Origin of the sequence: Geodermatophilus obscurus (assembly GCF_900143215.1) — a bacterium.
Classification (GTDB): domain Bacteria; phylum Actinomycetota; class Actinomycetes; order Mycobacteriales; family Geodermatophilaceae; genus Geodermatophilus; species Geodermatophilus obscurus_A.
Genome location: NZ_FRDM01000023.1, coordinates 40,495 through 53,827, shown reverse-complemented (window position 1 = coordinate 53,827; position 13,333 = coordinate 40,495). Strand labels below are relative to the sequence as shown.

At 74.8% G+C, this 13,333-nt stretch carries 14 protein-coding genes; 4 read left to right on the top strand and 10 right to left on the bottom strand.

Annotated features, from left to right (window positions below; genetic code table 11):
• On the bottom strand, positions 1–221 hold a 221-nt coding region (locus BUB17_RS18025; RefSeq protein ID WP_175561405.1), incomplete at its 3' end, for an acyl carrier protein.
• A gap of 1 nt (position 222) precedes the next feature.
• The gene (gene sbnA, locus BUB17_RS18020; protein WP_083606412.1) at positions 223–1,314 is read right to left on the bottom strand and encodes a 2,3-diaminopropionate biosynthesis protein SbnA; all 1,092 of its coding nucleotides are present in this window, start codon (positions 1,312–1,314) and stop codon (positions 223–225) included.
• A 633-nt stretch (positions 1,315–1,947) separates the two neighbouring features.
• Between sbnA and BUB17_RS28285 the strand changes: the two genes are divergently transcribed.
• Entirely contained in the window at positions 1,948–2,475 is a 528-nt protein-coding gene (locus tag BUB17_RS28285; RefSeq protein ID WP_072920082.1) for a hypothetical protein, read from the top strand.
• Between the two features lie 78 nt (positions 2,476–2,553).
• Here BUB17_RS28285 and BUB17_RS18010 read toward each other — a convergent pair whose 3' ends face one another.
• The 5 genes from BUB17_RS18010 to BUB17_RS17990 all read right to left on the bottom strand — a co-directional run bounded on the left by BUB17_RS18010 (position 2,554) and on the right by BUB17_RS17990 (position 8,395).
• Positions 2,554–3,330, bottom strand: a complete 777-nt coding sequence (locus BUB17_RS18010) for a sulfite exporter TauE/SafE family protein (RefSeq protein WP_072920058.1) — start codon at positions 3,328–3,330, stop codon at positions 2,554–2,556.
• Positions 3,327–4,073 (bottom strand): hypothetical protein, encoded by a 747-nt coding sequence (locus tag BUB17_RS18005; protein ID WP_072920057.1) that lies wholly within the window; start codon positions 4,071–4,073, stop codon positions 3,327–3,329. The genes BUB17_RS18010 and BUB17_RS18005 overlap by 4 nt, the downstream gene beginning before the upstream one ends.
• Before the next feature lie 54 nt (positions 4,074–4,127).
• A complete protein-coding gene (locus BUB17_RS18000) occupies positions 4,128–4,907 on the bottom strand; it encodes a sulfite exporter TauE/SafE family protein (RefSeq protein WP_072920056.1) in 780 nt (259 codons plus the stop codon).
• A 197-nt stretch (positions 4,908–5,104) separates the two neighbouring features.
• On the bottom strand, positions 5,105–5,590 hold the full coding sequence (locus BUB17_RS17995; RefSeq protein WP_072920055.1) for a hypothetical protein: 486 nt from the start codon (positions 5,588–5,590) through the stop codon (positions 5,105–5,107).
• 228 nt (positions 5,591–5,818) lie between these two features.
• The gene (locus tag BUB17_RS17990) at positions 5,819–8,395 is read right to left on the bottom strand and encodes a DEAD/DEAH box helicase (protein ID WP_072920054.1); all 2,577 of its coding nucleotides are present in this window, start codon (positions 8,393–8,395) and stop codon (positions 5,819–5,821) included.
• 159 nt (positions 8,396–8,554) lie between these two features.
• Between BUB17_RS17990 and BUB17_RS17985 the strand changes: the two genes are divergently transcribed.
• Positions 8,555–9,412: a glucose 1-dehydrogenase gene (locus BUB17_RS17985; RefSeq protein WP_175561404.1), complete on the top strand. Its 858-nt coding sequence runs from the start codon at positions 8,555–8,557 to the stop codon at positions 9,410–9,412.
• A 41-nt stretch (positions 9,413–9,453) separates the two neighbouring features.
• On the opposite strand, the gene BUB17_RS17980 is transcribed toward BUB17_RS17985, so the two are convergent.
• The 3 genes from BUB17_RS17980 to mmuM form a co-directional block, all read right to left on the bottom strand.
• Positions 9,454–9,948, bottom strand: a complete 495-nt coding sequence (locus tag BUB17_RS17980) for a hypothetical protein (protein WP_141243080.1) — start codon at positions 9,946–9,948, stop codon at positions 9,454–9,456.
• Positions 9,945–11,213, bottom strand: coding sequence for an LbetaH domain-containing protein (locus BUB17_RS17975; protein WP_072920080.1), 1,269 nt, complete (start codon positions 11,211–11,213; stop codon positions 9,945–9,947). Before BUB17_RS17975 ends, BUB17_RS17980 begins: the two co-directional genes overlap by 4 nt.
• Positions 11,214–11,289: 76 nt before the next feature.
• Positions 11,290–12,234 (bottom strand): homocysteine S-methyltransferase, encoded by a 945-nt coding sequence (gene mmuM / locus BUB17_RS17970; RefSeq protein WP_072920052.1) that lies wholly within the window; start codon positions 12,232–12,234, stop codon positions 11,290–11,292.
• A 62-nt stretch (positions 12,235–12,296) separates the two neighbouring features.
• Here mmuM and yidD point away from each other — a divergent pair, with 62 nt between their 5' ends.
• Positions 12,297–12,800, top strand: a complete 504-nt coding sequence (gene yidD / locus BUB17_RS27900) for a membrane protein insertion efficiency factor YidD (protein ID WP_244277348.1) — start codon at positions 12,297–12,299, stop codon at positions 12,798–12,800.
• A 23-nt stretch (positions 12,801–12,823) separates the two neighbouring features.
• Positions 12,824–13,264 carry an alternative ribosome rescue aminoacyl-tRNA hydrolase ArfB gene (arfB, locus tag BUB17_RS17960; RefSeq protein ID WP_072920051.1) on the top strand — a complete coding sequence of 147 codons (441 nt, stop codon included), beginning with the start codon at positions 12,824–12,826 and terminating at the stop codon, positions 13,262–13,264.
• Positions 13,265–13,333: the final 69 nt, after the last annotated feature.

The following is a 13,333-nucleotide window of genomic DNA, read 5'->3' as shown; positions in this document are numbered from 1 at the left end:
GAGACCGCGGGCAGGTCGGCCTGCTTGCGGACGCGGGCGCAGAAGCGGGCCATGACCATGGAGTCCGCGCCGAGGTCGTCGAAGACGTGGGCGTCCGGGTCCACGGAGCCCACCTGCAGCACCTCGGCGAGCACCGCGGCGTAGCCGGTGAGCACCGGGTCGACCGCCGGCGCGCGGGCGGCCGCGCCGGCGGAGACCAGGTCCACGGGGCGTCCCAGCACGTCAGTTCCCCGACCGCGGCAGAGGCAGCGGAACGACGTCGGCGTCCGGCCGGGAGGTGACCAGGGTGCCGCGACCCGGATCGGCGCCCGCGTCGGTCGGCCGTGACAGGCTCTCCGAGAACGGGTGGGCGGCCTGGACCGGGTCCAGCACGTCCTTGCCGAAGAGGTCCTCGAGCCAGTTGGTCTGGTAGACGGTGTCCAGGTAGCGCTCGCCCAGGTCGGGGGCGATGGCCACGGCGGTGATGCCCGGGCTGCCGTGGCGGTCCAGCCAGCTCTTGGCGCCGCTGACCACCGTGCCGGTGGAGCCGCCGAACAGGAAGCCCCGGTGGGCCAGCCGGTGGCAGGCGCGGAGGGTGTCGGCCTCCTCGACCAGCACGACCTCGTCGATGTAGGACTCGTCGAGCAGCGCGGGACGGACCCCGCTGCCCAGCCCGGGGATCATCCGCCGCGCCTGCGGTCCGCCGAAGGTCACCGAGCCGACGGCGTCGACCGCGACGACGTGCACGGGGCGGTGCCACTCGCGGAAGAAGCGCGCGCAGCCCATGAGGGTCCCGGTGGTGCCGGCGCCCACGAACAGCACGTCGAGACCGGGGAAGTCGCGGGCGATCGCCGGTGCGGTCCGCTTCAGGTGGGCCCGCCAGTTGCCCGGGTTGCGGTACTGGTTCAGCCAGACGAAGCGGCTGTCGGAGGCGCACATCGCCTCGACGTAGTCGATCCGGGCACCCAGGAAGCCGCCCACCGGGTCGGCCTCGGTGATGATGTGCACCTGGCTGCCCAGCGCCTCCATCAGCCGCCGGGTGGAGAGGTTGCAGCGCGAGTCGGTGACGCACAGGAAGCGGTAACCGCGGCTGGCCGCGATCATCGCGAGGGCGACACCGAGGTTGCCGGACGAGGACTCGATGAGCACCGAGTCCCGGGTCAGCACGCCGTCCCGCTCGGCGGCCTCGACCATCTCGGTGGCGGCCTTGAGCTTGATCGAGCCGGCGAAGTTGAAGCCCTCGCACTTGAGGTACAGCGGGACGTCGAAGATCGACGCCAGGTCCACGTACAGGTCGTCCTCGTTGAAGGCCTGCGGGACGGAGATGACGGGCACAACGGTCTCCTCAAGGGTGGCAGCGCACGGGGCTGCTCGTGGGAACCGGGACTACGGGGCAGTGGGCACGGGCACGCACTCGAACGGAGGCGGCGGCTGCGCGACTGATACACCGGGGCCGGACTGCGCGGTCAGGGGAGCCCGGATCGGACCGGACCGGCGCGGCCGATCGCGCTCAGCTGTCCGGGAGGGACCCGCTCGGGCTGGGTCGGGACCATGGGGCTCCCCTGCACGCTCGGCCGGCTGCGCCGACGGCACCACGGTGTGCCGCCGAACCGGTGTGGCTCAAGAAGTCTGTGTTACGGGGAGGTTTCGTCTCCATCAGACGATCGGGCTAGTCCGGACGACCCCGGACCAGGGACCCTGTCGACCCCATCGAGGTGTCGAGGTGTCGAGGTGTCGACACCCGTACCGCCTCCCTGCTCCCGTCGGCCCCGCCGCCTAGCGTGGGCGGCGATGTCCGAGGCACCCCGCACCCCGTCGTCCCCCGTGACCACCGAGCTGCCCGCGGCTCCGCCCGCCGGTGCCACACCGTCCGGTGCCACACCGTCCGGTGCCACACCGTCCGGTGCCACACCGGCGGGGGCCGTTCCCCCGGGCGCCGCGCCCTCCGGGCCCGCGCCGTCCGGTCCGGTGCCCTCCGGGCCCGCGCCGTCCGGGCCGGTCCTGCCCGGCCCGACGGCGACCGGCCCGATCCCGGCCGGCGCCCCGCCGGCCCCGCCGCAGCCGGCCGAGGCCCCGTCTGCGGGGGGCGGCGCCGCTCCCGAGGGCGTCCAGCAGACCGGCCCCGTGGCGCGTCGGCCCAGGATCAGCGCCCGGAGTGCGTTCCCGCTGACCCGGATGGGCCCGTGGGCACCCGTCGCCGGCGCGGTGGCCGGGCTGCTCGTCGGCCTGCTCGTCGTGCTGCTCCTCGGCGGGGTCGCCGAGGCGTTCCGGGAGCGGCTGGCGCTGGTGTTCCTGACCGTCGGGCTCGGCATGCTCGGCGCGGCCGGCGCGCTGCTGGCCGATGAGGTGCGCCTGGTGCGCCGCGGCGCCCGGGAGGCCGGTATCCGGCCCGCCTGGGTCGAGGCGACGGCCAACCTCATCAACGGACTCACGCCGGCCCGGCTGCTGCTGCTGGCCAGCGCGTTCGTGCTCTTCCTCGCCGCCTACGTCAGCTGAACGGCCGTCCCGGGCGCCGGAGGACGGCGTCCGGGCCCGAGGCGGGGCTGACGTACCTCCGGCCTCGGCACGGGTCCGTCAGCCGCTCTGGCCGTAGGCCTGCACGGCCAGGTGCACCGCCAGGCCGAGCCCGGCCAGGGCGATCAGCCGGCGCACCAGGAGCTGTGGCGCCCGGCGGACCACCGGCGGGCCGAGGCGCCCGCCCACGAACAGTCCGATCGCCAGCGGGAGCGCGGCCGACCAGGCGACCGGCGCGAACACCACGAAGCCGATCGAGGCGGTCACGTTGGCCGCGAGCAGCACCACGTTGCGCAGCGCGTTCCCCCTCGCCAGGCCCTCGCCGGTCGACAGCAGGAACAGCGCCAGCAGCATCACGCCGGCGGCCGCGCCGAAGTAGCCGCCGTAGATGGCGACCGCGAAGACGACCGCGGGCAGCCACCACGGGTCGCGGTGGGTCGGGTGCGCCGCGGCTCCGCGCTCGGCCAGCTCCCGCGGGGGTCGCTGCACCAGCAGGGCGATCGAGGCCGCAGCGATCAGCCAGGGCACGATCCGCTCGAAGGCGTCCGAGGGCGTGAGCAGCAGCAGCGCCGCGCCGGCCGCGCCCCCGAGGACGGCACCGCCCGAGAGCCGCAGCAGCCGCCGTTCCTGGCCGCGCAGCTCCGGTCCGGATGCGCTGACCGACCCCACGCCGTTGAGCACCAGCGCGACGGTGTTGGTCACGTTGGCCGTGACCGGCGGCAGGCCGGTCGCGAGCAGGGCGGGGTAGCTCACCAGTGACGCCAGGCCGGCGATGCTGCCGGTCAGCCCCCCGCCGATGCCCGCCAGGACGAGCAGGGCGAACTGCGCTGGGGTCACCCGGCGTTGCCGTCGCGGTCGGGGGCGGCGCGCAGCTCCGCGGGCACGAGGCGGCCGGCGACGATGTCCTCGGCGACGTCGTCCACCACCCGGCCCGCGGAGATCGCCGAGGCACGCATCGTGGCGATGGCGTCGGAGGCGTCCAGCCCCAGGGCGATGCCGACCAGCCCCATGGCCTGCCAGACGCGGGCACGGCGCTGGGCGTCGGGTCCGTCGAGCCAGCTGCTCCCGTCGTCGGGGAACTCCGGCCCGGTCACCGTGAGCGCCAGCTCCTCGGTCGTGGCCAGGGCGACGTCGTGGATGTCCGCGCGCTTCAGCGCGGTCAGCGTCGCGGGGTCGCGCACGTAGAGGTCGAGGACCACCAGCGGTCCCATCGGCGGGGGCAGCGGCACCGACAGCACGCCGCGGAAGGTGGTCTCGTTCAGCAGCGAGGCCCACAGCTGCGGCCAGTTGCGGGCGATGTCCTCGAGCGAGAAGGCGATGACCTCGCCGTTGTCGTTCGCGCGCAGGCAGGGGCCATCGCCGACGGTGAACTGCAGGCGCTCGGCGTGGGCGGTCTCCGCGTCGCTCGCGCCGATCGGTGTCCGCAGCACGCCGACGTGCAGGCTCAGCCCGGCGCCGTCGACGCCCAGGCCGGCCGCGCAGGCCCGCGCCAGCCGGGCGGGCAGCAGGTCCGGGCTGTCGAGGGCGGGCGGCGAGGAGGCGAGGGCTCCGTCGAAGCGTTCGGCTGCACTCCCGGTCATGGGTCAAGCTTGCCGTCCGGCTCCGGCGGCTCCGACACCGGCCGGTCCGACGGGTCACCGGGTCAGCAGCACGGCGATCGCGACGCAGCCCAGGACGACGATCGCGGCGCGCAGCATGGCCGACGGCAGCCGGCGGCCGAACCGCGCGCCGACGTACCCGCCGAGCAGCGACCCGGCCGCCACCAGCCCGGCGGCGCGCCAGTCGACGCGGTCGGTCGCCACCACGATGTAGGCCCCGGCGGCGACGCCGTTGACCGCCAGGGTGAGCACGTTCTTGATCGCGTTGAGCCGGTGCAGGGACTCGCGGAGCAGCAGCCCGAAGACGCCGATCTGCAGCACGCCCTGGCTGGCCGCGAAGTAGCCGCCGTAGCTGCCGGTGGCGTAGGCGCCGGCGAAGAGGGCGGCCAGCCGGCCGGGGCCGATCCGGGACGGCGGCGCGTCGGTGGACCGCCGGCGCGCCAGGGCCCGCTGCACGAGCGGCTGGACCGCGACGAGGACGACGGCCAGCCCGACGAGGACCGGCACGATGGCCTCGAAGCTGCTCGCCGGCAGGTGCAGCAGCAGGAAGGCGCCGGTCAGCGCGCCGAGCACCGAGGCCGGGAGCAGCCGCAGCAGCAGCCAGCGCTGCCCGGCCAGCTCGCGGCGGTAGCCCAGCGACCCGGCGAGGTTGCCGGGCACCAGGCCGAGGGAGTTGCTGACCGTCGCGGTCACCGGCGGCAGGCCCACGGCCAGCAGCACCGGGAAGGTCACCAGGGTGCCCGAGCCGACGACGGCGTTGATGGCGCCCGCGGCCAGACCCGCCGCGGCGACCGCGAGCATCTCGAACACGGTCATGCGGACATCAGCCGCGAGGGTGCCACGCCGGCGGGCGACCGGGCGCAGGGGAGGGGCGAGGGAGACGTCCGGTGCGCACCCGGACCACCGGCCTGGCCGTGCTGGCCTCCGTCGTCGTCACGGGCCTGTCCGCGGTGCGCCCGGCGTGGCGGTGCGCCCGGACGGCGCCCGGACCTCGACGGTCGGCCCGGGCTCGGTCAGTTCAGGCTGAGGACACCGACGCCGAGCGCGCGGAGGCCGGATCCGTCCGGCTCGCTCCACACGGGCCACGGCACGGGCCCGGTGGGTGCCGCGGTCTCCGGCCGGGGCGGCACGGGCGCGATCCGCCACGTGCTCGTCCTGACGACCGTGCCGAACCGGCGGTCCGGGACCGCTCCCGACGTCGTCAGGCACCGGGCGGTGATGCACGGGTTCGGCCCGACGGTCGTCAGGGCCGTGCGCAGCCGCTGCAGGACCCGGTCGAGCTGCGCGAGGGGGCAGGAGTCGTCCCGGGCGGCGTGGACCTGGAGGACGAGGAGCTCTGACCCGCCACGAGCACAGCTGCGCTCGTCGACCGTCCACCTCAGGGAGACGAAGCAGGACGCCGTCCGGTCCTCCGCCGCGCCGTCCGCCTGGAGGCGCCGGGCGTAGTTGGCCAGCAGCGTCCTCAGCGTGGCGTCCCGGGCGATGAGGTTGAAAGCCACGATGCGAAGGTCCACGGGAGCCCTTCCCCGAGCCGGCGGAGTCGACGGGAGCGGGGACCCGTCGTCCGCACGACGTCGGTCCCGGCGTCCTCGACGCTAGGCGGGGGATGCCGAGCGGCAGCCCAGGAGGAGGCAAGACTTCGGTTAAACCGTGCCACGGGCCGGACGGCGGCCCCCTTGCAGGGGCCCGCCGCGAGCCTGCGAGTGGCGGGGGGCAAGGGGGTCCTTCTACCTGCGGCCGGCGTCGACCAGGCGCAGGACGACGGCGCCCTCCTCGTCGGAGGCCTCGAGGTCGACCTCGACGTCGAAGCCCCAGTCGTGGTTGCCCTCCGGATCGTCCAGGATCTGCCGGACCCGCCAGACACCGGGCTGCTTGTCCCAGATGAGCAGCGCCGGGCCGCGGGCGTCGGCGCCGGTGTCGAGCTCCGCGTGCTCGGCGAAGTAGGCCTGCACCACCTCGCCCCACCGGTCGGCGTCCCACCCGGAGCCGCGGTCGAGGTCGCCGAGGTCGTACCACCGGCGGCGGGCGAACAGCTCGACCCGGCGGAACAGCTGGTTGCGCACCATCGCGGTGAACGCCCGCTCGTTGCCGGTGAGCGGCCGCGGGCGGACCGGGACGGCGACCGGCGCGTCCAGCGGCTGGTCCGGGCTGGTCAGCTGCTCCCACTCGTCGAGCAGCGAGGAGTCCACCTGGCGGACCAGCTCGCCGAGCCACTCGACCAGGTCGGTCACCTCGTCGGTGCGGGCGGTGGCGGGGACGCCGGAGCGCAGCGCCTTGTAGGCGTCGGAGAGGTAGCGCAGCACCGCGCCCTCCGCGCGGGTCAGCCCGTAGGTGTTGACCAGCTCGCGGAAGGTGTAGGCGTTCTCCCACAGGTCCCGGACGACGGACTTCGGCGACAGGTGCGCATCCGCCGCCCACGGGTTGGAGCGGGTGTAGACCTCCAGCGCGTGCTCGAGCAGCTCCTCCAGCGGCTTCGGGTAGGAGATGTCCTCGAGCAGTTCCATCCGCTCCTCGTACTCGATCCCCTCGGCCTTCATCCGGGCCACCGCCTCGCCCTTGGCCTTGTTCAGCTGCGCGGCCAGGATCTGCCGCGGGTCGTCGAGGGTGGCCTCGATGACGCTGACCACGTCCAGGGCGTAGGTCTCGCTCTCGGGGTCGAGCAGGTCGATCGCGGCCAGCGCGAAGGTCGACAGCGGCTGGTTGAGCGCGAAGTCCGGCGGCAGGTCGACGGTCAGGTCGTAGCGCCGCCCGTCGGGCCCGGGCTCGCCGAGCCGCACCAGCACGCCGGCCTGCAGCAGCGACCGGGCGATGCCGATCGCCTCGCGGATGTGCCGCAGCTGCCGCTTGCGCGGCTCGTGGTTCTCCGTCAGCAGCCGGCGCATCGCCACGAACGGGTCGCCAGGGCGGTCGACGACGTCGAGCACCATCGCCGTCGACACCCGGAAGTTGCTGGTCAGCGGCTCGGGTTCGGCCTCCACCAGCCGGCGCATGGTGCCCTCCGACCACGGCACCATGCCCTCGGGCGCCTTCTTGCGCACGAGCTTGCGGCGCTTCTTCGGGTCGTCGGCGACCTTGGCGAACTGCCGGAGGTTCTCCACCTCGTGCTCGGGCGCCTGGACGACGACGGTGCCGGCGGTGTCGTAGCCCGCGCGTCCGGCCCGCCCGGCGATCTGGTGGAACTCGCGGGCGTTGAGCAGCCGGGTGCGGGTGCCGTCGTACTTCGACAGCGCGGAGAAGACCACGGTGCGGATCGGCACGTTGATGCCGACGCCGAGGGTGTCGGTGCCGCAGATGACCTTGAGCAGGCCGGCCTGGGCCAGCTGCTCCACCAGCCGCCGGTACTTGGGCAGCATCCCGGCGTGGTGGACGCCGATGCCGTGGCGCACCAGCCGCGACAGCGTCGTCCCGAAAGAGGTGGTGAACCGGAAGCCGCCGATCATCTCGGCGATCGCGGCCTTCTCCTCCTTGGTGCACACGTTGACGCTCATCAGCGCCTGCGCGCGCTCCAGCGCCGAGGCCTGGGTGAAGTGGACGACGTACACCGGCGCCTGACGGGTGTCCAGCAGCTCCTGGATCGTCTCGTGCATCGGCGTCGTCGCGTACCAGTGGTGCAGAGGGACCGGGCGCTCGGCGTTGGCGACCAGCGCGGTGGGGCGGCCGGTGCGGCGGGTCAGGTCCTCGCGCAGCCACCCCGTGTCGCCGAGGGTGGCGCTCAGCAGCAGGAACTGCGCCTTCGGCAGCTCCAGCAGCGGCACCTGCCAGGCCCATCCGCGGTCCGGGTCGCCGTAGAAGTGGAACTCGTCCATGACCACCAGGCCGACGTCGGCTCCGCCCTCGCCCCCGGACCCGCCCCCCTCGCGCAGGGCGATGTTGGCGAGCACCTCGGCGGTGCAGGCGATGATCGGCGCGTCCCGGTTGACCGCGGCGTCGCCGGTGAGCATGCCGACGTTCTCCGCGCCGAAGACGCCGCACAGCGCGAAGAACTTCTCGCTGACCAGCGCCTTGATGGGCGCGGTGTACCAGCTGCGCCGTCCCGTGGCCAGCGCGGCGTACTGCGCGCCGGTGGCCACCAGCGACTTGCCCGAGCCGGTCGGCGTGGCCAGGACGACGTTGGCACCGCTGACCAGTTCGATCAGCGCCTCCTCCTGCGCCGGGTACAGCGTCGTGCCGTTGCCCTCGGCCCAGGCGGCGAAGGTGCTGAACAGCTCGTCGGGGTCGGCGCCCCGCGCCCGGAGCGCGGAGAGGTCGCCGGGGTGGTCGAGGAGGGGAGGGGCGGCGGTCCCCGGAGCCGTGGACGGAGTCATCGTGGTGGACAGCGTGCCCGACGGCGCTCCTCTTCCCGTGACGTGCCCGACCCGACCCGCGCCGGTTCTGTGGCCGACGGCGGGGGTAGGGCGACCGCGACGCCGAGACCAGGCAGCCGGCCCAGCCCGCCGACCCACGCAGACCGCAGGAGGACGACCGTGTCCGAGCCCCGTCCCGAGTCCCAGCCCGCCCAGCAGCAGCAGGTCCCCGGCACGCTGGGGGAGATGGACCCCAAGCCCGACCACGGCGAGGAGAGCTACCGCGGCTCCGGCCGGCTGACCGGCAAGGCGGCAGTCATCACCGGCGGCGACAGCGGCATCGGGCGCGCCGTCGCGATCGCCTTCGCCCGCGAGGGCGCCGACGTCCTGATCTCGTACCTGAACGAGCACGAGGACGCCAAGGACACCGCGAAGCACGTCGAGGAGGCCGGCCGGAAGTGCGTGCTGGTGCCCGGTGACCTCGCCGACCGCGCCCACCAGAAGACGATCATCCCCAAGGCCGTCGAGGAGTTCGGCAGGGTCGACGTCCTGGTCAACAACGCCGCGTTCCAGATGAGCCACGACTCGATCGAGGAGATCTCGGACGACGAGTGGGACCACACCGTGGCGCTGAACCTGACGGCGATGTTCACGCTGACCAAGGACGCGATCCCGCACATGCAGCCGGGGGCGTCGATCATCAACTCGTCGTCGGTGAACTCCGACAACCCGAGTCCGAACCTGATCGCCTACGCGATGACCAAGGCCGGCATCGCCAACTTCACCGCCAGCCTGGCGCAGATGCTGGCCGAGAAGGGCATCCGGGCCAACAGCGTCGCCCCCGGTCCGGTCTGGACGCCGCTGATCCCGGCGACCATGCCGGAGGAGAAGGTCGAGAGCTTCGGGCAGCAGGTGCCGCTGGGCCGGGCGGGCCAGCCGGCCGAGCTGGCGCCGGTGTACGTGCTGCTGGCCAGTGACGAGGCGTCCTACGTCTCCGGCGCGCGGATCGCCGTCACCGGCGGCAAGCCGATCCTGTGAGCAGGGAGCCCCGGGCGCGCGCCGCGCGCCCGGGGCTCCGCTCAGCCGGCGCTGCCGACGACCACGGGCTCGCTCCACGGCGTCACCGAGCGGTCGGCCCGCGCCCCGCGGACCTGGTAGGCCAGCCGCGCCGCGTCGGACAGGGCCGCCAGGCGGGCGGGGTCGCCCTCCGGCTCGGTGCCGATGCCCTGGGCGATCTGGAGCGCGATGCACTCGTCGTCCAGCCGCTCGATCTGCGGGGAGGTCCCCTCGGACGTGAGCGTCCGGACCTCCCAGCGCTCGAGGTCCTCCTCGCCGGGCAGCGGCTCGAAGCACGCCTCCCAGGTGGTCGACCAGGTGCCGGCGGCCGCGTCGACGTCGTCGATCGTGGTCGCCGAGGCCAGCACCGGGGCCGGCCCGGCCACGGTCGCCGAGGAGGGCGCGGCCGCCAGGGGCGCCTGCACCTCGTCCTCGCTCCCGGACGAGCAGCCGATGAGCCCGGCGGCGAGGGTGAGCACGGCGGCCGCCGGGCCGCGCGAGAGCCCGAGCGAGGTCACCACTCGACCACGCCGAACACCTCGCCGTTGAGGACGATGGTGCCCGGCGGGACGAGGGCGCCGGCGGGCAGGTCGGTGCCGACGACGGCGCTGCGGTCCCCGATCCGGGCGCCGTCGCCGATGGTGCTGCGGAAGACGACGGACCCGTCGCCGAGGCGGACGTCGTCGCCCACCACGGTCTGCTCGTCGGGCTGGCCCTCGACGACGACCCGACCACCGCCGTGCACGATCGCCCCGGCGCCGTAGCGGACGTCGTCGCCGACGTGGAGGTCGGTGTGCTCGAGGGCGTGGAAGACCACGCCGTCGCCCATCTCGTCGACGTGACCGATCACGAACGGCTCGCCCTCGTCGGCGCGGATGGCGATCCGCTCGCCGGTGCGCTGCGCGAAGCGGGCGAAAGTGTCCGCCAGGTCGACGTCGCCGATGACCCGGTTGCGGAAGTCCGGCCGCGCCTGCTCCTCGCCGGCGAAGCTCGGCAGGTCGGCGTCGGGGTTGAACTCGGTGTGGCCCGGGTCGATGTTGGCCCCGTGCACGGCGCTCGGGTCCACGCGGTGCAGCTCGGTGTACTCGCGGGCCAGGGACTCGTTGACGTGGAGAACGGCCTCGTTGAACGCGATGTCGGCCTGGGTGATGTACCGGACCTTGCCCAGCGCCGGGTCCTGCGCCTCCGCCTGGGTGGTGACGTTCTTGCCCGGGAGCACGAGGTAGCCGGAGGGCAGCGTGACGCCGGGGGCGACCCGCGCCAGCGCCGAGACGCCGGAGTCGACCTCGACCGTGGCGCCGTCGACCTGCGCACCGAAGGAGAGGAAGACCGAGCCGCCCTCGGTGTCGACGCCGGCGTCGACCACGGCCTGCGGCAGTGGGCGGGACCGGACGCCGACGCTGGCCGTCCCGAGCACGGAGGAGCCGTGGGCCAGGATGACGTCGTCGCCGACCTCGATGCCCTCGCCGCCACGCGCGTCGACGGTGACGTTGTCCTGCGCGTTGGACGCCTGGCCGATGGTGATCGGCGCGTGCTCGGTGGCGAGCAGCTCGGCGAACGGGCCGACGTACATCTGCTCGCCGAGCGTGATGTGCCTGGCCCCGCGGACCGTGGCGGTCGGGTCGAGGAAGGTCGCGGTCGCGGCGGAGCCGTCCGTCGAGCACACCGGCACGTTGCCGCGGGTCGGGGAGCAGCGACGCTCGTCGGCCTCGGCCGGTGCGGGGGCGAGGGTCCCGACCACGAGGGCGGTGGCCGCGGAGCCGGTGAGGAGTGCTCGTCGCATGAGGATCCGTCCGTCGGGGACGCCCACCCGGCCGGATGGGGGCCATGGCCCACGGTCCAGTCGCGTGCGGTAGCGGTCAATGGTCGTTGCGTGCCCCAACCGGATCGCCGGACGGCGCGGGCCGCAGTGCGGCAGTCAACGCGCCGACCGCACCGGGCCCCACGCGGCAGCACCCGCCGACGAGCCGGGCGCCGGCGTCCACCCAGGTGAGCGCGTCGGCGGGGACGAGGCCGGCGGTTCCGGTCCAGCGGTGGGCGGCGGCGTCCCACCGTTCCCCGCTGTTCGGGTAGACGACGACGGGCTTGCCCGCGACCGAAGCGGCGGTCACCGCGGGCAGGACGCCGTCCGGGTCGGTGCAGTTGACGCCGACGGCCACCACGGCGTCGAGCTCGCGTGCCATCGCGAACACCTCCTCGGCCGGCTCGCCGCGCCGGGTGCGGACGACGCCGTCGCCGTGCAGCACCGTGGTGAGCGACAGCCAGACCGGCATGCCCAGCATGTCGGCCTCCTCCAGCAGCGCCTCGGCCTCGGCGGCTGCGGGCACCGTCTCGCAGGCGAGGACATCGGCGCCGGCCTCGGCCAGCCACTCCATGCGCGGCCGGTGCCACTGCCGGAGCCGGTCGACGCCGATCTCGTCGGCGTAGGCGCCGGTGTACTCCGACCCGTCCGCGAGGGCCGCGCCGTAGGGCCCGACCGACCCGGCGATCCACGCCTCCGGGGCCCCGCGCTCGGCCAGGTGGACCGAGCGGACGACGAGCCGCCGGGCCTCCGTCGCGTCCAGTCCGGCAGCGGCGAGCCCCTCCACCGACACCTGGTAGCTGGCCGTCGTCGCCACCTGGGCGCCGGCTGCGGCGAAGGCGGCGTGCGCGGCGACGACCGCCTCGGGGGCGTCGTGCAGCAGCCGCGCCGACCACAGCGCCGAGGACAGGTCGTGCCCCTGCGCCTCCAGTTGGGTGGCCAGACCGCCGTCGAGGACCACCGGTCCGGCGGCCAGCGCGGTGGCGAGGGGGAAGTCGGGCATGCCCCGATGGTGCCCCCGCGCTCGGCCTGCGGTGCCCGCCGCCCACCACGAGGATCGAACGCATGGTCTTCATCTGGAGCAGCGGCTGGGGCCCGCGGCGGCGCCGGCACGGACCGGGGTACGGCCGGAGGTACGGGCCGCGGTTCGGCTACGGCTACGGCCCCGGGTACGGATACCGGCCACGCCGCGGCTACGACCGGGACGGCTCGTGCCTGCGCGACCTGCTGTTCCTCAACACCGGGTGCTGCCTGGCCAATGCGATCGGCTGCGGCGTCGAAGGGCTGTTCCTCGTGCCGACGACGCTGCGCCACGTGCACGCCACCGGCACCGGCCGCCGCGGGACGCGGGTGCGGGACCGGCTGGTGGCCGCCGTGCGGATCTACCAGCGCGAGGTCAGCCCCCGGCGCCCGCCGTGCTGCCGGTTCGAGCCGACCTGCTCGGCCTACGCCGTCCGGGCCCTGGAGCGGTACGGCGCCGGGCGCGGCAGCTGGCTGACCCTGCGCCGGCTGGTGCGCTGCCGGCCCGGCGCGGCCGGTGGCCCGGACCCGGTGCCCGCCGCCGCCTGAGGTCCCTCCGCGACACTGGCCGCATGCCCGCCACCGACGACGCCTCCGGGGACCTGCCGGTCAACGGCTCGCTCGTCGTGCCCGCGGCCGCGCTGCACTGGCGGTTCTCCCGCTCGTCCGGGCCGGGCGGCCAGGGCGTCAACACCGCCGACTCGCGGGTGGAGCTGTCGGTCGCGCCGCTCGAGCTCCCCGGCCTGACCGAGGTCCAGCGGCGGCGGCTGGCCGAGCGCCTGGCCGGCCGGCTGGTGGACGGCGTCCTGACCGTGGCAGCCAGCGAGCACCGGCAGCAGCTGCGCAACCGGCAGGCCGCCCGCGAACGGCTGGCCGCCGTCCTGCGCGCGGCGCTGGCCCCACCGCCCGCGGCCCGCCGGCGCACCCGGCCCACGCGCGGGTCGCAGGAGCGGCGGATCCAGGCCAAGAAGCAGCGCGGCCAGCTCAAGAAGCAGCGCCGCTCCTGGGACTGACCGGCCGGGTGCTCCTCCCGGACGCTCGACCCCTGCTTCCACGAGGGAGCAGGGGTAGAGCCTCGGGAA